The organism is Actinokineospora iranica, from assembly GCF_900101685.1.
In the GTDB taxonomy this organism is placed as follows: domain Bacteria; phylum Actinomycetota; class Actinomycetes; order Mycobacteriales; family Pseudonocardiaceae; genus Actinokineospora; species Actinokineospora iranica.
Window position 1 is genome coordinate 393,641 of the sequence record NZ_FMZZ01000004.1, and the last position, 19,131, is coordinate 412,771.

18 protein-coding genes are annotated in these 19,131 nt (G+C 70.2%); 6 read left to right on the forward strand and 12 right to left on the reverse strand.

Features of this window, described 5'->3' with window-relative positions:
* Positions 1 to 72: 72 nt before the first annotated feature.
* From BLS56_RS11785 to BLS56_RS11795, 3 genes are all read right to left on the reverse strand, one after another.
* Positions 73 to 2,421: a transglycosylase domain-containing protein gene (locus BLS56_RS11785; protein ID WP_091450014.1), complete on the reverse strand. Its 2,349-nt coding sequence runs from the start codon at positions 2,419 to 2,421 to the stop codon at positions 73 to 75.
* An 11-nt stretch (positions 2,422 to 2,432) separates the two neighbouring features.
* Positions 2,433 to 3,602 carry a collagen-like domain-containing protein gene (locus BLS56_RS32740; RefSeq protein ID WP_139190615.1) on the reverse strand — a complete coding sequence of 390 codons (1,170 nt, stop codon included), beginning with the start codon at positions 3,600 to 3,602 and terminating at the stop codon, positions 2,433 to 2,435.
* Between the two features lie 233 nt (positions 3,603 to 3,835).
* Positions 3,836 to 4,240, reverse strand: a complete 405-nt coding sequence (locus BLS56_RS11795) for a DUF5318 domain-containing protein (protein WP_091450016.1) — start codon at positions 4,238 to 4,240, stop codon at positions 3,836 to 3,838.
* A 256-nt stretch (positions 4,241 to 4,496) separates the two neighbouring features.
* Here BLS56_RS11795 and BLS56_RS11800 point away from each other — a divergent pair, with 256 nt between their 5' ends.
* The 5 genes from BLS56_RS11800 (at position 4,497) to BLS56_RS11820 (ending at position 9,868) form a co-directional block, all read left to right on the forward strand.
* Positions 4,497 to 5,042 carry a PadR family transcriptional regulator gene (locus BLS56_RS11800; protein WP_091450017.1) on the forward strand — a complete coding sequence of 182 codons (546 nt, stop codon included), beginning with the start codon at positions 4,497 to 4,499 and terminating at the stop codon, positions 5,040 to 5,042.
* Positions 5,043 to 5,112: 70 nt separating this feature from the next.
* Positions 5,113 to 6,204, forward strand: a complete 1,092-nt coding sequence (locus BLS56_RS11805) for an inositol-3-phosphate synthase (protein ID WP_091450018.1) — start codon at positions 5,113 to 5,115, stop codon at positions 6,202 to 6,204.
* 276 nt (positions 6,205 to 6,480) lie between these two features.
* Entirely contained in the window at positions 6,481 to 8,541 is a 2,061-nt protein-coding gene (locus tag BLS56_RS11810) for a PhoX family protein (RefSeq protein ID WP_228771563.1), read from the forward strand.
* Positions 8,542 to 8,636: 95 nt separating this feature from the next.
* A complete protein-coding gene (locus BLS56_RS11815) occupies positions 8,637 to 9,329 on the forward strand; it encodes an SDR family oxidoreductase (protein WP_091450020.1) in 693 nt (230 codons plus the stop codon).
* 11 nt (positions 9,330 to 9,340) lie between these two features.
* Positions 9,341 to 9,868: a hypothetical protein gene (locus BLS56_RS11820; protein ID WP_139190616.1), complete on the forward strand. Its 528-nt coding sequence runs from the start codon at positions 9,341 to 9,343 to the stop codon at positions 9,866 to 9,868.
* Between the two features lie 259 nt (positions 9,869 to 10,127).
* On the opposite strand, the gene BLS56_RS11825 is transcribed toward BLS56_RS11820, so the two are convergent.
* The 9 genes from BLS56_RS11825 to BLS56_RS11865 all read right to left on the reverse strand — a co-directional run bounded on the left by BLS56_RS11825 (position 10,128) and on the right by BLS56_RS11865 (position 18,327).
* Complete coding sequence (locus BLS56_RS11825; protein WP_091450022.1) at positions 10,128 to 11,438, reverse strand: amidohydrolase family protein; 1,311 nt, start codon at positions 11,436 to 11,438, stop codon at positions 10,128 to 10,130.
* Between the two features lie 28 nt (positions 11,439 to 11,466).
* Positions 11,467 to 12,525: a nitric oxide synthase oxygenase gene (locus BLS56_RS11830; protein WP_324187515.1), complete on the reverse strand. Its 1,059-nt coding sequence runs from the start codon at positions 12,523 to 12,525 to the stop codon at positions 11,467 to 11,469.
* A 78-nt stretch (positions 12,526 to 12,603) separates the two neighbouring features.
* Positions 12,604 to 13,242: a tRNA (guanosine(46)-N7)-methyltransferase TrmB gene (trmB, locus tag BLS56_RS11835; protein WP_228771575.1), complete on the reverse strand. Its 639-nt coding sequence runs from the start codon at positions 13,240 to 13,242 to the stop codon at positions 12,604 to 12,606.
* 93 nt (positions 13,243 to 13,335) lie between these two features.
* Positions 13,336 to 13,830, reverse strand: a complete 495-nt coding sequence (locus tag BLS56_RS11840) for a hypothetical protein (protein ID WP_175482783.1) — start codon at positions 13,828 to 13,830, stop codon at positions 13,336 to 13,338.
* A 247-nt stretch (positions 13,831 to 14,077) separates the two neighbouring features.
* On the reverse strand, positions 14,078 to 14,818 hold the full coding sequence (locus BLS56_RS11845; protein WP_091450025.1) for a hypothetical protein: 741 nt from the start codon (positions 14,816 to 14,818) through the stop codon (positions 14,078 to 14,080).
* The gene (locus tag BLS56_RS11850; RefSeq protein ID WP_091450026.1) at positions 14,815 to 15,732 is read right to left on the reverse strand and encodes an ABC transporter ATP-binding protein; all 918 of its coding nucleotides are present in this window, start codon (positions 15,730 to 15,732) and stop codon (positions 14,815 to 14,817) included. Before BLS56_RS11850 ends, BLS56_RS11845 begins: the two co-directional genes overlap by 4 nt.
* A 156-nt stretch (positions 15,733 to 15,888) precedes the next feature.
* Positions 15,889 to 16,614 carry a hypothetical protein gene (locus BLS56_RS11855; RefSeq protein ID WP_091450027.1) on the reverse strand — a complete coding sequence of 242 codons (726 nt, stop codon included), beginning with the start codon at positions 16,612 to 16,614 and terminating at the stop codon, positions 15,889 to 15,891.
* On the reverse strand, positions 16,614 to 17,378 hold the full coding sequence (locus BLS56_RS11860; protein WP_091450028.1) for a hypothetical protein: 765 nt from the start codon (positions 17,376 to 17,378) through the stop codon (positions 16,614 to 16,616). Before BLS56_RS11860 ends, BLS56_RS11855 begins: the two co-directional genes overlap by 1 nt.
* A 4-nt stretch (positions 17,379 to 17,382) precedes the next feature.
* Positions 17,383 to 18,327 (reverse strand): ABC transporter ATP-binding protein, encoded by a 945-nt coding sequence (locus BLS56_RS11865; RefSeq protein WP_091450029.1) that lies wholly within the window; start codon positions 18,325 to 18,327, stop codon positions 17,383 to 17,385.
* 435 nt (positions 18,328 to 18,762) lie between these two features.
* Between BLS56_RS11865 and BLS56_RS11870 the strand changes: the two genes are divergently transcribed.
* Positions 18,763 to 19,119, forward strand: a complete 357-nt coding sequence (locus tag BLS56_RS11870; protein ID WP_091450030.1) for a hypothetical protein — start codon at positions 18,763 to 18,765, stop codon at positions 19,117 to 19,119.
* The last annotated feature ends 12 nt before the right edge of the window (positions 19,120 to 19,131 follow it).

Here is a 19,131-nt window from a genome sequence, read left to right on the forward strand (position 1 = left end):
CGAGGCGAAACACACCGACGGCCGGGAGAGTCCGCAGCGGACGCTCCCGGCCGGTATGTGTCGGCTAGTGGGCTATCTTGAGCCCCAGCGGTCGTTCTCGTCCTCGTCGCCGCCCATCCCCGGAATCGAGATGCCACCGGAGTCGCTCGGCCGGGTGGGCCGGGTGCGCGTCGGGGACGTGGTGGTCGTCGGCGCGGTCTCCGACGGCTCCGGGGTGGTCGTCGTGGTCACGGGCGCCTCGGTCGACGGCGGCGGGGCGGCGCTGGACGAGTGCTGCGTCGGCGGCGGCGCGACCGGCTCGGCCTTGCCGATCGGGACGAACTTGCTGAACTGCTCCTTCGGCAGCTTCTTCGCCGAGTGGTAGCTGTCCATGAACTTCTTCCAGATCTTGCCCGGCAGGCCGCTGCCGAAGATCGGAACGCCCTTGGCGTCTCTGAGCTGAATCATGGTTTTGTCGCCGCTCAGCGACACCGCCGTGGACAGCTGCGGGGTGTAGCCGACCATCCACGCCTTGGAGTTGTCCTTGGTGTCGAGGTACTGGTGAGTGCCGGTCTTCCCGGCGCACGGCCGGTCGTTGGCGCACTCGATGCGCGAGAACTTCGGCACCGGCAGCAGCGACTCGGTGACGTTGCGGGCGATCTTCTGGTTGCGCTCCGGGTTGTCCTGGTCGAACGCGGGCCGCTCCTGGAAGTCCTGGTGCGTCGCGGCGTTGAACACGATCCCGCCGTCGGGGTACTCGATGCGGGACACCAGTCGCGGCTTGCGGTAGATGCCGTCCGCGGCGAAGGTCGCGTACGCGGAGGCCATGTCGACGGTGCTCACCTGGGTGGCGCCACCGCCGATCGCGATGTTGATGTCGTCGGCCGCCTTGTCCAGCGGCGAGCGGATCCCCGCCTCCTTGGCCGCCTCGACGACGCCCCTCGGCTTCACGTCGTTGTAGACCATGTCGCTGAACACCACGTTCAGCGACTCCTTCATCGCCTGCGCGACCGTGCACTGCCCACATGACGGGGTCGACGCGTTGCGCACTTTCTCGTCTCTGTCGCCGAACGACTTCGGCGAGCTGTCGTAGACCTCGCCGAGCCCCTTGTCCATCTTGAGCAGCCCGACCAGGTCGAACGGCTTGAACGCCGACCCCGGCTCCTGCCTGGCCTTGGCGAAGTCGAATCCGACGCCGTTCGAGCCCGGGTAGTAGGCGACGATGTTGCCGGTCTTCGGGTCGACCGCCACGAGGCCCGGGTGCAGGTTGTCCGGCTGCCCCGCCATCACCTCGGCCACGGCCTTCTCGGCCAGGTCCTGCGCCACCGGGTCGATCGTCGTGGTGATCTTGTACCCGTTCTGCTTCATGGTCTCTTCGCTGATGTTCAGCGCTTTGAGCTCATCGGTGACCAAGTCCGGAATGCCCTTGCGGGGGCCGGGCAGGGTGGAGCTGTTGTCCGACGGCGGCAGCGGAGCCGGGAACGGCTCGGTGCGCTCCTGCTTGGTCATCCACTTGTTCTCGACCATTTTGTCCGACACGTAGTTCCACCGCTGGTGCTGGTACTCCACGTCCTTCCACCGCGACGGCGTCTGGATCATGCCCGCCAGGAACGCGGCCTGCTGCTTGGTGACCTGGCTGATGTCCACGCCATAGTGCGCCTTCGCCGCGGCCGCGATCCCGTACGCGCCCCGGCCGAAGTAGATCGTGTTCAGGTACGCGGTGATGATCTCGTCTTTTTCATAGGTCTCGTTCATCTTGTAGGACTTGACGAGCTCGACCCACTTGCGGGACAGCGTCTTGTCCTCTTGGCCGCTGGACTTCTTGATGTACTGCTGCGAGATGGTCGAGCCACCGCCACCGCCGCCGGTCACGTTGTTCCAGACCGCGCGCATGATGCCGGTGATGTCGAACCCGGCGTTCGACTCGAACGTGGCGTCCTCGGCCGCGTAGACCGCGTGCAGCACATGCTTGGGAATCTGGTTGTACTCCAGCATGATCCGGTTGGCGCCGGACCCGGCGATCTTGGTCATCTCGGTCTTGCCGTCGGCGTAGTAGAGCGTGACGACCTTGTCCTGCTCAGCGGCGACCTCCGCGGGTTTCTTGACCTCGACGAACTGGTAAGTGATGAAGAACGCCAGGACCGGGATGATGATCATCAGCGCGGTGCCGACGTACATGGTGCGGCGCACCCGGCGCCAGATCTTCTTCCGGCGCATCGCTCGCTGCTCATCGGTCAGCGGGCCGTCCGCCTCAGCGGCGCCCGGCTCGTCGTCGTAGTCGTCATAGTCATCGTGGTCGCCGTAATCGGGCTCCGGCTCCCGGTGCGTGAGCAACTCCGGCTCCGACCGCGACTGCCCCGGCGTCTTGCGCATGAAGACGGTCTGGTCGGCGTCCTCCCCGGGACGGCCGACGGCACCCAAGGCGACGGTCGCGTCCGACACCGGCGGACCACTCAGCTTCCGCAGCCCAGGCGGCGGCGTCGACGGCCCGCCCTTGGTCCTGCCCGCCCCGGGAATCGCCCTGGTCGCGCCAGGCCCACCAGGCCCCACGGGCCCACCAGGCCCTGCCTGCGCACCGGGCCCACCCGCACCGCCAGGGCCACCGAGCCCGCCGGGTCCGCCGGGTCCGCCAAGCCGCGCCGCGGCCCCGAGCCCTGCCACGGCCCCGTTCGGGCCGCCCGTTCCAGCGCTGCCGTTCGGCCCCGCGGGCCCCTGGGGACCGCCGGACCGGTTGGGTCCCCCAGGCCCACCCGGTCCGCCGGGCCCTCCAGGTCCACCGGCCCCGTTCGGACCGCCGGGCCCCTCTGGCCCGCTGGGCCCGCCACGCCCGCCGAGCCCACCTGGCCCGCCGGGACCACCTGGCCCGCCGAGCCCACCTGGCCCGCCGGGACCACCTGATCCATGGGGTCCGCCAAGCCCGCCTGGTCCGCCTGGTCCGTTGGGTCCGCCTGGTCCGCCGCGCCCGTTGGGGCTGCCGACTCCGCCACGCCCGTGCTGGCCGTCCGGCCCGCTTGGCCCGCGGCCGCCGAAGCCACCTGGCCCGTCGGTACCGACGGGCCCACCTCGACCACCCGGCCCACCTGCTCCCCCGCCAAGCCCGTTAGAGCCACCGGGCCCGCCAGGCCCGTTCGGGCCGCCGAGTCCGCCAGGCCCGTTCGGGCCGCCGAGTCCGCCAGGCCCGTTCGGGCCGCCGAGTCCGCCAGGCCCACCGGGTCCGCTGGGGCCGCCGGGCCCGTTCGGGCCGCCAAGTCCGCCAGGCCCACCGGGTCCGCCAGGCCCACCAGGCCCGCTGGGGCCGCCGAGCCCGCCGGGTCCACCTGGCTCGCCGGGACCACCTGGCCGGGGTCCGCCATTGCCGCGTCCACCGCCGAGGGGACTACCCGGCCCACCTGCCCGCCCGCTGGTGGGGCCCAGTCCCGCGCCTGCCGCCACCGCTCCCGCTGCGCCCGGTCCACCCACGCCGCGACCGCCGCGACCACCGGTGGCGCCGTTCGGAGCCGGGCCGCCGCGCATCGGCGCGCCCGCGACCGGCCTGCCGCCGGGGATGCCGTCCGGGCCGCGCCGGTTCGGCCGCTCGCCGCGGCCGTCCGCCTGCGTGCCGCCCTGGTCGGCGTCGTCGTCATCCCACAGTGGGCTCCAGAAGCCGGTGCTTTCCACCGACTGCTCGGCGGGGCCCCCGCCTGCGTCCGGGTCCTCTCCGGTGGGCCACTGGGGCTCCCCGCGTCGTCGCTGGTCACGGTGGTCGTTCACGAAACAGCCTCCCAGACCGAGGCCCCGGCACGGGGCGTCGTTCGGTGGTCAAGCGCGGCGGGCACGGCGATCAGCCTGCGAAGGCACTGGGTCACTCGCAAGCTCCTCACTCCGCTGCCGTCCTCCTGCGGGTTTTGGGCGTGCGAACGCCCCCCGTCCCCAGGACGTATGACTGGACCAGGTGGTTCCATGAGCAAGTCCGGCAGACCTCCACCGTGTAAACGGTGAACTCCTCGAACATCGCTGCCATCCGCGCCAGCTCCTCCGGCGCGCGAGCCGAGCCGGAGGCGTGCTTGAGTTCGTCGCCGTAGACCCAGTTCACGTGCGTCAGATGTTCCTTGCGGCAGACCGGGCAGGCCACCTCGGTCGACTGGCCATGGAACTTCGCCGCGCGCAGCAGGTACGGGTTCGCGTCGCACACCTCATGGGTGCCGACCCGACCCGAGTAGACCTCCGCGAGCAGCGACCGACGCTGCAACGCGTAGTCGACCACCTGTCGCTGCGTTCGCACGAGGACAGCCTACGCGGCGCTGTTACCACGGCGGTGGGCCGATCGGCGTCACGAACATGCACCGTGCGTCACATTTGTGATCTAGGCGCTGGTGACCGGCCGGGAAGCGTGCGATCCGGCGCGCAAGGCCCTCACCTGCGGTGTTTACGTGGCGATTGACACACGCCCGCAAGTTGGACACCCTCGTGATGTATCGGCACGATATAGTCGCCCACTAGGTCAACTCGTATCGTGCCTCGTCCGTCAGGAGGTGCCCGTGCTCGAATTCGCGATCCTCGGGCTGCTCCACGAGGCGCCGATGCACGGCTACGAGCTGCGCAAGCGGCTGCACGATCTGCTCGGCACGCTCCGCGCGTTCTCCTACGGCTCGCTTTATCCGACCCTGCGTCGGCTGCTGCGGTCCGGGTGGATCGTCGAGGAGGCGCCGGACCCGGAGCCCAGATCGTGGGGCAGGCGCGGCAAGCGCGTGTACAAGCTCACCGCCGAGGGTAAGGAACGTTTCGCGGAGCTGCTGGCCGACGCGGGCCCGCAGACCTGGGACGACGAGGGATTCGGCGTCCACATGGCGTTCTTCTCCCGGACACCGGCCGAGGTCAGGATGCGGATCCTGGAGGGCAGGCGGCGGCGGGTCGAGGAGCGCCGGGAGGGTCTGCGCAGCTCGATGGCGCGGGCCGGGGAGCAGATCGACCGCTACACCCGGGAGTTGCACCGGTTGGGACTGGAGACCAGCGAGCGCGAGGTGCGCTGGCTGAACGAGTTGATCGCGCACGAGCAGCGCGAGCAGCGCGGCACCACGAATTGACCGCCAGGCAGGCGACGCGCCTGTGACGAGGACCGCGCCAGGCGCGGCTAGAACGAGAAGGAGAACCGGCATGGGCGAGAACCGCCAGAGCGTGCGGGTGGCCATCGTCGGCGTCGGCAACTGCGCGGCGTCGCTTGTGCAGGGGGTGCACTACTACCGCGACGCCGACCCAGCCTCCCGGGTGCCCGGTCTGATGCACGTCCAGTTCGGCGACTACCACGTGCGCGACATCGAGTTCGTGGCCGCGTTCGACGTCGACGCGAAGAAGGTCGGCCGCGACCTGTCCGAGGCCATCGTCGCCAGCGAGAACAACACGATCAAGATCTGCGACGTCCCCCCGCTGGACGTCCCGGTGCAGCGCGGCCACACCTTCGACGGCCTCGGCGAGTACTACCGGGAGATCATCTCCGAGTCCGACGAGGACCCGGTCGACGTGGTCGCGGCGCTGCGCGCGGCCAAGGTCGACGTGCTGGTGTCGTACCTGCCGGTCGGCTCGGAGGACGCCGACCGCTTCTACGCCCAGTGCGCCATCGACGCGGGGGTCGCCTTCGTCAACGCCCTGCCGGTCTTCATCGCCTCCGACCCGGAGTGGGCGGCCAAGTTCACCGAGGCGGGTGTCCCGATCGTCGGCGACGACATCAAGTCCCAGGTCGGCGCCACCATCACGCACCGGGTGATGGCGAAGCTGTTCGAGGACCGCGGCGTTGAGCTGCAGCGGACCTACCAGCTCAACTTCGGCGGCAACATGGACTTCATGAACATGCTGGAGCGCAAGCGCCTGCAGTCGAAGAAGATCTCCAAGACCCAGTCGGTCACCTCCCAGATCCCGCACGAGATGGCGAAGGCGGACGTCCACATCGGCCCGTCCGACCACGTGCCGTGGCTGGACGACCGCAAGTGGGCCTATGTGCGCCTGGAGGGCCGCTCCTTCGGTGACACGCCGCTGAACCTGGAGTACAAGCTGGAGGTCTGGGACTCCCCCAACTCCGCTGGCGTCATCATCGACGCCGTCCGCGCCGCCAAGATCGCCCTCGACCGGGGCATCGGCGGCCCCATCCTCTCGGCGTCGAGCTACTTCATGAAGTCCCCGCCCGAGCAGTACTCCGACGACGACGCCTACGAGGCCGTCGAGGCCTTCATCCGAGGCGACGTCGAACGCTGAGCGAGAAGCACTGAGCGATTCAGGAGGCCACCATCGGGCGACTTCGCCTGGTGGTGGCCTTCTGCGTCGGCGAAGTGCTCCGGTCGCGCTGAGCGGATCATGATCGCGAGGGGTTGCCGGGTCGTCGCTCAGTGCGACAAGCTGGGCAGACAGTGATCTGTTCGCTCGCCGTTCACTTCGATGTCCGCTGGCCCTGGCTTGCGGCTCCTACGGTCGCGCTCAGTTCCCACTGACCATGGTCGGCCCGCGCCACCGGGCGGACCGGAGGAGGCCCCCGTGTCCACCACCGACGGCCGGATACCCCTGCCGCTGCTTCCGTCGACGCATCCGCTCGGCCGGGCCGCGGTGACGTGTGAGTACCGCTGCGGCAGCGCCTGTTCCCATGAGGCGCCCAACACCTCGGACAACGCGTACTTCGGTGACGTTGTCCGCTCGATCGTCAGCAGACGCGGAATGCTCAGGGCAGGCGCCGTGCTCGCCGTCGCCGGGGCGGGGGCCGCTGTGGTCGGCGGGTCCGCCGCGGCCGCGCCCGCAGGCGAGCAGGGGCAGGACCGGCGTCGGCCCGCGCGGGGGCTGGACTTCGCGCCGGTCGCGCCGAACACCGAGGACCGGATCGTCACGGCCGAGGGGTACGAGTCGGCGGTCGTGATCAAGTGGGGCGACCCGGTGCTGCCGGGGGCGCCCGCGTTCGACTTCGACAAGCAGACCGCGGCGGCGCAGGCGAAGCAGTTCGGCTTCAACAACGACTTCTGCGGGCTGGTCCCGCTGACGCACGACCGCTACCTGATGGTGTCGAACCACGAGTACACCAGCGAATCCTTCATGTTCAAGGGCTTCGACGCGGCCAACCCCACCGAGGAGCAGGTGCGGATCGGCTGGGCGGCGCACGGGCTGTCGGTCGTCGCGGTGGAGCGGGACGGGCGCAGCGGCAAACTGCTGCCCAAGATCGACCGCAGGTACAACCGCCGGATCACCATGACCTCGGAGTTCGAGGTCGACGGACCGGCCGCGGGCAGCGCGCTGCTGCGCACCAAGGCCGACCCGAGCGGGCGCAAGGTGCTGGGCACGATGAACAACTGCGCGGGCGGCGTGACGCCGTGGGGCACGATCCTGTCCGGCGAGGAGAACTTCAACCAGTACTTCGCCAACGCCAACCAGGTCACCGACCCGGTGGCGAAGGCCCGGCTGGCCCGCTACGGCCTTTCCGGCGGCGCGACCACCCGCAAGTGGGAGCGCTTCGACGAGCGGTTCGACGTGGCCAAGGAGCCCAACGAGGTCAACCGGTTCGGCTGGGTCGTCGAACTCGACCCGCTTGAGCCCGACTCGGCCCCGGTCAAGCACACCGCGCTCGGCCGCTTCAAGCACGAGGGCGCGAACATCCAGGTCGCCCGCGACGGCCGCGTCGTGGCCTATCTCGGCGACGACGAGCGGTTCGACTACATCTACAAGTTCGTCTCCACACAGCGGATGCGCCCCGGCCAGAGCCGGTGGGCCCGCGCGCACAACAAGAAGCTGCTCTCCGAGGGCACCCTGTACGTCGCACGGTTCACCGGCGACAGCCCGGCGTCGGAGATCGGCTCGCAGACCCCGCCCAGCGACGGCGCGTTCGACGGCACCGGCGAGTGGATTCCGCTGGCGTCCGGCGACAAGTCCTATGTGGACGGCTTCACCGCGGAAGAGGTCTACGTCTTCACCCGGCTCGCCGCGGACAAGGTCGGCGCGACCAAGATGGACCGTCCCGAGGACGTGCAGCCCAACCCGGTCACCGGTCGCGTGTACGCCGCGCTGACCAACAACACCGACCGCGGCAAGCCGGGCAAGGAAGGCCCCACCGAGATCAACCCGCGCAACGGCAACCGGCACGGGCACGTGCTGGAGTGGGAGGAGAAGGGCGGCGACCACACCGCGCTCACCTTCTCCTGGCGACTGCTGCTGGTCTGCGGCGACCCGGCCGCGACCGACACCTACTTCGGCGGCTACGACAAGTCGCAGGTCAGCCCCATCTCCTGCCCGGACAACCTGGCGTTCGACCGGCACGGCAACCTGTGGATCTCCACCGACGGCAACGCGCTCGGCTCCAACGACGGCCTGTTCGCGGTAGCCACCCAGGGCCCCGAACGCGGCCACGTCAAGCAGTTCCTCACCGTCCCGATCGGCGCGGAGACCTGCGGCCCGGTGATCGAGGACAAGTTCGTCCTGGTCTCGGTGCAGCACCCGGGCGAACTGGACGGCGCGAGCGCAGACAACCCGATGGCCCACTGGCCCGAGGGCGGCTCAGCCCAGCCGCGCCCCGCTGTCGCGGTGATCTGGAAGCCAGGCCGCAAGATCGGCGAGTGATCCGACGCGCGCCTGCCGCCTCCGAGCCGTTCCGGGGGCGGCAGGCAGCGCGTTCTATGGCAGCGCGCCTGTCGTGATGCCCTAGATTGGCAGCCATGAGCGAGCGGCCCCAGGCCTTGATCACCGGCGCGTCCCGCGGTATCGGGGCGGCCGTGGCCAGAGCGTTGGCCGAGACGCATTCGCTGCTGTTGGGCGGGCGCGACCTGGCGGCGCTGCAATCGCTGGCGGACGAGTTGCCCGACGCGCGGCCTTGGCCGGTGGAGTTGACCGACACGACCGCGTTGCGCGCCGCGACAGCCGGGCTGTCCCGGCTCGACGTGCTTGTGCACTCGGCGGGCGCCGCCCGGGTCGGCCCGCTGACCGAGGCGTCAGCGGAGTTGTGGCGGTCGATCTACGAGGTGAACGTGGTGGCCGTCGCCGAGTTGACCCGCCTGCTGCTCCCGGCGCTGCGCGCGGCCCGCGGCCGGGTCGTGCTGGTCAACTCCGGCGCGGGACAGGTCGCCAACCCGGGGTGGGGGCCGTACGCGGCGAGCAAGTTCGCCCTGCGCGCCTACGCCGACGTCCTGCGCGCGGAAGAGGAAACCTCCGGCGTCCGCGTCACCTCGGTCTTCCCCGGCCGCACCGACACCGCCATGCAGCGCGGCGTCCGCGCCGACGAGGGCGGCGAATACGAGCCGGACAAGTACCTGCGCCCCGAGAGCGTCGCCGCCGCCATCCGCACCGCGGTCACCGCGACCGATGACGCCCACATCACCGAAGTGGTCATCCGCTCCCGACCCAACCGCTGATCTCCTGCGCCATGGGGGAAGCAGCCATGGTGGCCGGGAAGCAGCCGAAGATCCTGCGCTGGTTCGTGCTGTGGGTCGTGCTCACCGCGCTGGGCCTGCTGTGGCTGCCGATCAGCCTGCTCGTCATGGGCACGAGCCACGTCGGCGGCTACGGCCAGATCCCGGTCGCCAACACCGCCCGGTTCGAGGTGGAACAGGGCGAGGAGTTCGGCCTGCGCACGGGCGTGGACACCCTGATCGACTGCGAGGTGCGGCCGGAAGCGGGCGAGGCCAGGTCGTTCAGCATCATGGACCACAGGCACAGCCGCCGCGGCGGTTATGACGGTGTGGTCCAACCTGCCTGGTTCAACGGCGCGGCGACAGTCACCTGCGAGCAAGAGGCTGTCGTGGACCTCCCCAAGGTCTTCACCCGGGACAGCGTCCTCCGCAACATCTCGTACGTTCTCATGTCCGCGGGCGCGGCCTGCCTCCTGTTCGGCGTGTTCCGCCTCTGGCAACGCGGCAGGCGCATCAAGCGCGCTTCCCCGGCCACGTTCTAGTTCCTCATCCTGCCGCTGCTCCCTGCTCTGGGCCAGGGCGTGGCTGTGGGGTTGCTCGATGGGGTGGAGTGGTTTCTTCGGGACCCCTACGAAGGAAGATCCCGTCGTGGGAAAGACGGGTGGGAAGCCTTCGGCCCCACGACCACGGCGAGTTCAGGGATCTTCCTTCACCCCCGCCCTGGGGGACCATCCCAGATCCATCCTATCGCCGCAGGTCAGCGGGGGAAGAGGGTGTCGCGTGCCTGTGGATAACTCGGGCTCAAGCGGACAAGAGCCTGCTGGTCACCTTGCCCGCCAGCGTTTGCGCCTCGCCCCGGTCGACCCGGGTCGGCTCGCTGTCGGTCAGTACCTGTTCCCCGGCCACCCACACGTCGCGCACGGTTCGGGAGCCTGCTGCCCAGACCAGGTTCGACAGGAGTTGGGCGTCGGGGACGTCCAGGCCTGCCGAGAAAGCTGGGTGGTCGGCGTCGATGTGGGTCAGGTCTGCCCAGGCGCCGGGGGTGAGGGTGCCGATGTCGTCGCGGTGGAGGGCCTTGGCGCCGCCTCGGGTGGACATGAGTAGGACGTCGGCGGCGCCTAGCGCGGTGGAGTCCTGTGTGGACAGTCGGGCGAGCATGGCGGCCAGGCGGAGCTCTTCCCATAGGTCCAGGTCGTCGTTGCTGGCTGGGCCGTCGGTGCCGAGGCCGATCGGGACGCCTGCGGCGCGGAGGTCGGGGACGCGGGCTATGCCGGAGGCCAGTTTGCCGTTCGATGCCGGGCAGTGGGCCACGCCGACGCCGTGGTGGGCCAGTAGGGCGATGTCGGTGTCGGACAGGTGCACGGCGTGCGCGGCGAGCACTCGGCCGCCGAGGAGGTTCACCTCGTCCAGGAGGGCGGGCACGGAGCCGTGGCGTTCGCGTTGGGTGGTGTCCTCGCCTAGTGACTCGGCGACGTGGATCTGGATGAGCGCGTCCCGTTCCCGGGCGGCGGCGCCGACTTCGGCGAGGGCTTCCGGCGGCAGTGTGTAGGCCGAGTGCGGGCCGTAGCCGATCTCGACGCGGTCGCCGGGGCCGAAGCGCAGGCCGTCGGCGTCGATCCAGGCGCTGGCCTGCGCGAGCATGGCCCGCCAGTCCCAGCCGGGGGCGTCGATGATCGCCGGGGCCAGCACCATGCGGGCGCCGGTGTCGAGGACGGCGCGGACCAGTTCCTCACCGTGGAAGTACATCTCCGCGCTGGTGGTGACGCCCGCGCGCAGCATCTCGACCGAGCCGAGGACCATGCCCGCGTGGATGTCCTCCGGGGTCAGCCGGGCCTCGGCGGGCCAGATGACCTCGGTGAGCCAGCGCATCAGCGGGAGGTCGCCGCCCATGCCGCGCAGCACCGTCATGGGGCTGTGCGCGTGCGCGTTGACCAGGCCGGGCAGCAGGATTCCGGTCAGCGTGCGGACCGGGCCGTCGAACGCGGGGGCGTCGGCGAATGGTCCACAGTGGACGATGCGGCCGGTGTCGTCGATGTCGACCACGGCGTCGCGCAGCACCGAGCAGGTCGGGTCGCAGGGCAGCACCACGGGGGCGCGCAGGCGCAGGCTCATGGCGCTGATCCTGCCACCGCCGCTGGGCTCAGCGGGCGCGCACCGGGATCTGCCGCAGGAACGCCGGGTGCCCGTTGGCCTCCATCGCGGGCACGTACACCTCGGCGGAGTGCTCGATGGTGACCCCGGCCGCGTCGAACGAGTGCAGCACCGCCCGGTTCAGCTCGACCGCGACCCGGTCGCGCCACAGGGTGCGCTCGGACGTCGTGTCCAGCCCCAGCTTCTCCGCGATGACCGGGCCGAGGCCGTACGCGTCGTCGTCGGCCAGCACGTCCTCGCCGATGGCGCGGCAGATGTAGACGCCGTTGTAGGGCGCGGCCGGGTAGTCGATGCCGCCGATGTGCAGGCGCATGTTGCTGATGACCGGCACCGCGTGCCACCGCAGCCCCAGGTCGGCGAACCACGGCAGGTCCGGGTGCGTCAGCGGCACTTCCCGGACCACCTCGCGCGGGAGCGTGTGCAGCGAGACGCCCTCGTGGCCGGTCTCCACGACGAGCGGAAGCCGGTCGAACGCGCCACGGGTGGCGGGCGGGCGCCAGCCGAGCCTGCACACGCCGGTGGTGAAGTCGACGTAGCGGCGGTCGCCGACGACGCGGGCCTCGTCGCCCGGCTCGCGGTAGCCCGCGTAGCGGACGAGCTGGTCGTTGCGGATACGCGGCCCTGGCCGCCAGGGCGAGTCGGGCGCGAAGACGCTCACCATCGGCCGCACCGCCCCGTCGCCGCCCGCCATCCGCAGGTGCTTGGCGCATTCGGCGGCGACGTCGGCCGCGTCGCGGACCGAGCGCAGGTCGCGCACGAGCAGTCCGCGCCACGGCACGTCCTCCGGGCACCAGCCGCTCTCGCGCAGCGCGACGCGCGCGCCGAACGCGAGTTCCGCGGGGGTGTGCCGGTAGGTGCCGGTGGCCGCGATCTCGGCGCGCACCTTGGCGAGCCTGCTGTTGATGTGGCCCGCGTTGGGCCGGGCGTTGTGGAACATCCGCAGGAACTGCTCCGCGGCGTGGATGGAGTCGTGCGGCGAGTCGCGGTCGGACCGCCCCGTGGGCTGGGGGATCAGGTCGGCGATCGGGTCGTCGCGCAGGGCAGTCACATCAGGGGTATCGGTTCAGAAGATCCCCGACTCGACTACTCGGTCGTGTGTTTCTCGCGCGTCAAAGATCACACAACGTCAGCCCGGCACCCGCTCGAAGATCAAGTCGCGGCTGATCCGGCCCTCTTCGCGCGCCCGCGACTCGAATTTCGTCACCGGCCGCCAGTCCGGCCGGGGTGCCCAGTCCGCGTGCCGGTTGCGCAGCAGCGGCTCGCCGGAGAGCACGTCGAGCATCTGCTCGGCGTAGTTCTCCCAGTCCGTGGCCAGGTGCACGGTGCCGCCGGGGGCCAGCCGCGACGCGACGAGCGCGATGAACTCCGGCTGCACGAGCCGCCGCTTGTGGTGCTTCTTCTTCGGCCACGGGTCGGGGAAGTAGATCCGCACCGCGGACAGCGAGCCGGGCGCGATGTGCTCGGTGAGGAGCACCACCGCGTCGCCGCGCAGCAGCCGCAGGTTCGTCAGGCCCAGGGCCTCCGCGCGCAGCATGAGCTGCGCCAGCCCCGGCTGGTAGACCTCCACCGCCAGGTAGTTGACCTCCGGCGCGGCCTCGGCCAGCCGCGCGGTGGTCTCGCCCATGCCGGAGCCGATCTCCAGCAGCAGCGGCGCGGACCGGCCGAACCAGGAGTCCACGTCGAGCGGGCCGTCCGGCAGGTCTTGCACCTGCCTGCCCAGGTCGGGCCAGCGCCGTTCCCAAGCCTTCGCCTGGCCGACGGTCATCCGTCCGCCGCGGTGCACGAAGCTCACGACACTGCGTTTGCGCGGCTCCTGGTCGGTGGGTGTCACGGCGGACAGCCTGCCACCCCGCCGCCGTCACGGTCTCAGGGACTCCAGGCGCGACAGGTTGGACCGCAGGTCGGCCAGCCCGCCCACGGCGGTCGGCGCGGGCGCGGGCCCGGCGTGCACCCGCACCACGTCGATCCAGCCGCCGTGCCGGTCGGTGTGCGCCAGGGTGGTCGGCATACCGGGCTCGGCCAACATGCGTTCAGAAGGCATGTACTCCCAGTACCCGGAGTCGCCGTCGACGCCCCAGGGCACGAAAACCCACCCTGGCCGGGCGTCGAGGAGCTTGGCGACGCGGTCCTCGATCAGGAACCCCTCCCGGCGGGAGCCGAGGCCGCCGGACGCGACCGCGCGCAGCCACCATGGCGCGGGCAGTGCGGGTTCGGCGGCTGACGCCGCGCGGTAGAGGGCGAGGACCTGGGCCTCGGGCGCGCGGTGCACCCAGGCTCTGCGGGCCTCGGCGGGCGATGCCGCCGTGGCGCCGTTGGGTTGTTCGAGAGCCTCCGACCATTCGAGGCCGATCATCGGCTCGACGTGCAGGCCACGGTTCCGACCGCGCTGCGCGGGCGGGGCCTGCTTCTTCGATGCGCTGGAATCAAGCACCGTCAAGGTCCACCTCCAAGGGCTCCGAGACGGGTCCGTGTGTCCATCTGACCCCGCGAAGCTAAGCCGCGTCCGTAAGCTGTGGGGGTCCTCACAGCTTCTTAACGTGGTCTTAATCCTCGTGCTTGTTGTAAGAAACTCCGCCGCTTCGCGCAAGAGGCGGAAGACCTCATGCGTCCCGCCGGTTGGCTGTGATGATCGCCACGGCGAGCACGGCGACGGCGATCACCGCGAAGTACGCCAGGTATCCCCATGGGCTCAGCGGGAGATCGCGCGGCGGCTGCCCGCTCGCGTCGTTGCCGATGAACTGGTCGGCGGCGAAGAACGGCAGCCACTGGTGGATGTCGTCGCCGATCCTCGGGATCAGCGTGACCAGCCCCTCGACCAGCTGCGAGTAGACCAGCAGCAGCGCCACCGCGCCCGCGGTCTGCCGCACGAGAATGCCGACGCCCAGCGCCAGGACCGCGGTCAGCGCGAAGACCAGGCCGACGCCCGCGACCGAGCGCCAGTCGTCGGCGGTGTCGAGCGCGAGGTCGGCCTCCGGCTTGATCCACCGGCACACCGCCCACGACCCGAACGCCACCAGCTCGCCGATGACCGCCGCCAGCGTCGTCACCACGGCCGTCTTCGCCAGCAGCGCGGACACCCGGTTCGGCGTGGCCTGGAAGGTGCTGCGGATCGTGCCGAACCGGTACTCGGTGGTGATCGCCAGCGCGGCCATCACCATGATCACCGCCCGGCCGAGGCCGTTGGCCGCCTGCGTGGTGCCCACCGTCAGCGGCACCTCGTCGCCGCCCTGGCTGGCCAGCAGCGCGGCGAACCCGATGGGCAGCGCGATAGCCACCAGCGCGCACCACCACGGCGAGCGGGTGCTGAACAGCTTGATCCGCTCCGCGGCGACAAGACTCATGCCGTCGGCTCCTTGTCGTGCGCGTGGTATTCGACGGACTCGCCGGTGAGCTGGATGAACGCCTCTTCCAGCGAGCCGAGTTGCGGGTTCAGCTCGTGCAGCACGATCCGGTGCGCCGCGGCGAGTTCGCCGATGGCCGAGCTGGCGAGGTTGGCGACGCGGATCGAGTCGCCGTCCTCGACGACCTGGACGCCGTCGGCGCGCAGCAGGTCGGCGAGCCGGGTCAGCTCGGGGCTGCGGACGAGGACGGTGTTCTCCGTGGCGTTCTCCACGAAGTCGCTTACCGTGCCCTGGTAGATCAGCTTGCCGCGGCCGATGACCACGAGGTCTTGCGCTGTCTGCGCCATCTCCGACAGCAGATGGCTGGAGACGAACACCGTGCGCCCCTCGGCGGCCAGGCGGTGCATGAACCGGCGGATCCAGAGGATGCCCTCCGGGTCGAGACCGTTGACCGGCTCGTCGAACAGCAGCACCTTCGGGTCGCCCAGCAGCGCGGCGGCGATGCCCAGCCGCTGCGACATGCCCAGCGAGAACCCGCCCGCGTTCTTGTTCGCCACCGAGCCCAGCCCGACCAGGTCGAGGACCTCGTCCACCCGTTTGCGGGGCAGCTTGGTCGCCTTCGCCAGCCAGCGCAGGTGCGCCCGCGCCGACCGGTTCGGATGGACCCACTTGGCGTCCAGAAGCGCCCCGACAGTCGTAAGAGGGAGCTTCAAGTCACGGTAGTGCTTGCCGTCGATGCGGACGTCACCCGACGTGGGCCGGTCGAGCCCCAGGACCATCCGCATGGTGGTGGACTTCCCGGCCCCGTTCGGCCCGAGGAAGCCCGTCACCCGCCCGGCTTCGACGGTGAACGACAGGTGGTCGACCGCGACGGTGCGGCCGTAGTGCTTGGTCAGCCCGGTGGCCTCGATCATGCCGATTCCCCGATCCCCAACATGGGACCGATCTTGGCACGCCCGCCCGGACCCCGCCGGACGTGCGGGAACCCGGGCCATCCCCCGATTGGTGGCCCGGGTTCCCGTCCCCGAGATGGTCCCGCCCTCTCCCCCGAGGCGGGCGGGACCGGCAGGCTACGCGTCCCGCTTGGCCGCGCTCCCCAACGCGGCGACGAGCAGGACAGCGGTGACGCCTGCGAAATAGGCCAGCGAGGCCCATGGCCCCAGCACCGCGTCCGGGCCGGGGTTGCCCAGGAAGCGCTGCACCGCGATGAACGGCAGCCACTCCTGGATGTCGGCGCCGACCCTCGGAATGAGGCCGACGAGGTTCTCGACCAGCATGACCCAGATCAGCAGCACGGAGATCGCGCCCGCCGACTGCCGCACCAGGATGCCGACCGCGACCGCCATGACCGCCGCGATGCCGTAGACCAGGCCGGTGCCCGCGACCCGCCGCCAGTCGTCCGCCGTGGTCAGCGCGAGGTCGGTGTTGGTCGCGGTGATCTTCGCGGCGGCCCAGGAGCCGAACGCGGCGATCTCACCGAGAACGGTGGCCAGGAGCGCGACCACGGTGGTCTTGGCGAGCAGCGCGGCGGTCCGGTTGGGGATCGCCTGGAACGTGGCGCGGATCGTGGCGAACCGGTACTCGGTGGTGACCGCGAGCGCGGCCATCACCAGGATCACCATCAGGCCGAACTGCGTGCCGAACTGGGTCTGGGTCAGTGTGAGCGGCCGGGGACCGTCGTGGGTGAGGCCGACCATCGTGGCGAGCCCGACGGTGACACCGAGCGCGAGCACGGTGGACCACCACGGCGACCGGGTCGTGAACAGCTTGATGCGTTCGGTGGCGAGCAGGGTCATCAGGCGTCCCGCTTGTTCGCCACGGTCAGCGCGATGACCAGCAGCACCACCGCGAAACCGGCGAAGTAGGCCAGCGCGGGCCACGGGCTGAGCACCGCGTCGGACAGGCCGGGGCCGTCCTGGATGGCCCGCGCGCTCGGGTCCGGGTCACCGGTCACGAACTGGTGGGCGACGTTGAACGGCAGCCACTGGTGGATGTCCCGCCCGACCCGCGGGATAAGCATGATCAGGTTCTCCAGGAGCGAGGTCCAGATCAGCAGCACCGAGATCGCGCCAGCCGAGTGCCGCACCAGCACGCCCACCGACACCGCGATGACCGCGGCGAACCCGTAGACCGCGCCGATGCCCGCGATCGCCCGCCACTCGAACGGCGTGTTGATCGCCAGGTCGGCGGTCGGCTCGATCACCGTCGCGATGCCCCACGACCCGAAGGCCGCGATCTCACCGATGACCGCGGCGAGGAGCGCCACCACGGTGGTCTTGGCGAGCAGGGCGGCGGTCCGGTTGGGGATCGCCTGGAACGTGGCGCGGATCGTGGAGAACCGGTACTCGGTGGTGATCGCCAGCGCGGCCATCACCATGACCACCATCAGCCCGAAGCCGTACCCGAACTGGGTGGCGGCGATGGTGATCGGCGACTCGGCGCTGGCCGTGCCCGCCATCAGCGCGGCGAACCCCACGGTCACCGCCAGCGCAAGCACCGCGCACCACCACGGCGAGCGGGTGGTGAACAGCTTCATGCGTTCGACTGCGAGAAGAGTCATGTCGTCACTTCCCCGCCGGGACAAGGGTCGCCGGAACCTGGCCGTCGGCGATTTCGGTGTGGTACTCCACGGAGTCACCGGTGAGCTGCATGAACGCCTCTTCCAGCGAACCGCGCTGCGGGCTCAGCTCGTGCAGCACCGCACCGGTCGACGCGGCCAGCTCACCGACCTCGGCGCAGTCCATTCCGGACACGATAAGACTCTCGCCTTCGTCCCGGATGGACACTCCCGCGCGACCGAGCGCGGTGCGCAGCGCGGCCAACTGCGGACTGCGCACGCGCACCGTGTTCTCGGTGGCCTGGGCGACGAAGTCCTCGGTGCTGCTCTGCGAGATCAGCTTGCCGCGCCCGATGACCACGAGTTCCTGCGCGGTCAACGCCATCTCGGAAAGCAGGTGGCTGGACACGAAGACCGTGCGGCCTTCCTCGGCCAGCCGGTGCATGAACTTGCGAATCCAGAGGATGCCCTCCGGGTCGAGCCCGTTTACCGGCTCGTCGAACAGCAGCACCTGCGGGTCGCCCAACAGCGCCGCCGCGATCCCCAACCGCTGCGACATACCAAGAGAGAACCCACCCGCGCGCTTACCCGCGACGCTGGTAAGCCCCACGATCTCCAGCACCTCGTCCACCCGCTTGGCCGGGAGCTTGTTGGACTTCGCCATCCACTGCAGGTGAGCCCGCGCCGAGCGGTTCGGGTGCACCCACTTCGCGTCCAGCAGAGCGCCTACCGTCCGCAGAGGGTGGTGCAAGTCGCGGTAGTGCTTACCGTCGATTAACGCCGACCCCCCGGTGGGCGCGTCGAGGCCAAGAATCATCCGCATAGTGGTGGACTTCCCGGCGCCGTTAGGACCGAGGAAGCCGGTCACCCGCCCGGCCGGGACTGTGAACGACAGGTTGTCGACGGCGAGCGTCTTCCCGTATCGCTTGGTGAGGCCGACTGCCTCGATCATGGTTGCTCCAGTTTCATCGTCTTCGCGCGCCCATGCGCCTTCCCCTCATGACCCGGCCATCCTGTTCCGCCGCGCCGCCGTCGCGCGTCGTCCTGTGGTAGCTCCCCGGATCACCTTGCAGACGTAGCCTCCATCAGCCGAGGGGGTGGGGGAATCCGTGACCACCCTGAGGAGACCCTGATCCGGGCCGCCGTCCCGTCGGGGACGGCTGGTGGTTCCCTGACGGGGTGGACCGGGCAGGCACCAGCACTGACCAGCGACTGATCGACTCCGGGTCACCCTGGCCGGACCTCCAGGGTGACCCGCCTGAGCACTACCCACACGTGTCGCACCCGGCTCCACCCAAACCGCCTACCACTGTCTTACCCCCTCGCTACCATCGGATTCCGTACCAGTGAATTCCGTCAGGGGGGCACGACTATGGAGTGGGCAGACATGGACGGCATGGCCAAGAACATGAGCAAGTTCTCCGCCAGCGCCAGAGCAGGCGAGTTCACCGTCAACCAGCACGGCGGCGACGCCATCCTGGCCGCCATCCGTACCATGCAGGACTGGTACCAGGCTTCTGCCCACAAGCTCAATCAACTTGCTCAGGAGCCCAAGCTCGGCAGCAGCAACAATGCCAAGATCATGGCGCCTCTCCTGGTGCAGGTCGCCACCGACCACCAGGGCTTCCTCACCCAACTGGAAAAGTTCAACGACGTCCTGACCGAGGCTGAGGAAAGCATCAAGATCGCCATGGCGAACTATCGCAACGCCGACGACGATGCCCAGGGCAAGTTCACCACCTGACCAGCCATCGCC

Bases quoted from the DNA above. Each gene is read 5' to 3' on its own strand.
- BLS56_RS11805 (WP_091450018.1), top strand. From the start codon at position 5,113: ATGGGCGAGAACCGCCAGAGCGTGCGGGTGGCCATCGTCGGCGTCGGC.
- BLS56_RS11855 (WP_091450027.1), bottom strand. From the start codon at position 16,614: ATGACCCTGCTCGCCACCGAACGCATCAAGCTGTTCACGACCCGGTCG.
- BLS56_RS11870 (WP_091450030.1), top strand. From the start codon at position 18,763: ATGGACGGCATGGCCAAGAACATGAGCAAGTTCTCCGCCAGCGCCAGA.
- BLS56_RS11820 (WP_139190616.1), top strand. From the start codon at position 9,341: ATGGGGGAAGCAGCCATGGTGGCCGGGAAGCAGCCGAAGATCCTGCGC.
- BLS56_RS11815 (WP_091450020.1), top strand. From the start codon at position 8,637: ATGAGCGAGCGGCCCCAGGCCTTGATCACCGGCGCGTCCCGCGGTATC.
- trmB (WP_228771575.1), bottom strand. From the start codon at position 13,242: ATGACCGTCGGCCAGGCGAAGGCTTGGGAACGGCGCTGGCCCGACCTG.
- BLS56_RS11865 (WP_091450029.1), bottom strand. From the start codon at position 18,327: ATGATCGAGGCAGTCGGCCTCACCAAGCGATACGGGAAGACGCTCGCC.
- BLS56_RS11845 (WP_091450025.1), bottom strand. From the start codon at position 14,818: ATGAGTCTTGTCGCCGCGGAGCGGATCAAGCTGTTCAGCACCCGCTCG.
- BLS56_RS11850 (WP_091450026.1), bottom strand. From the start codon at position 15,732: ATGATCGAGGCCACCGGGCTGACCAAGCACTACGGCCGCACCGTCGCG.
- BLS56_RS32740 (WP_139190615.1), bottom strand. From the start codon at position 3,602: ATGACGACGACGCCGACCAGGGCGGCACGCAGGCGGACGGCCGCGGCG.
- BLS56_RS11860 (WP_091450028.1), bottom strand. From the start codon at position 17,378: ATGACTCTTCTCGCAGTCGAACGCATGAAGCTGTTCACCACCCGCTCG.
- BLS56_RS11825 (WP_091450022.1), bottom strand. From the start codon at position 11,438: ATGAGCCTGCGCCTGCGCGCCCCCGTGGTGCTGCCCTGCGACCCGACC.
- BLS56_RS11840 (WP_175482783.1), bottom strand. From the start codon at position 13,830: ATGATCGGCCTCGAATGGTCGGAGGCTCTCGAACAACCCAACGGCGCC.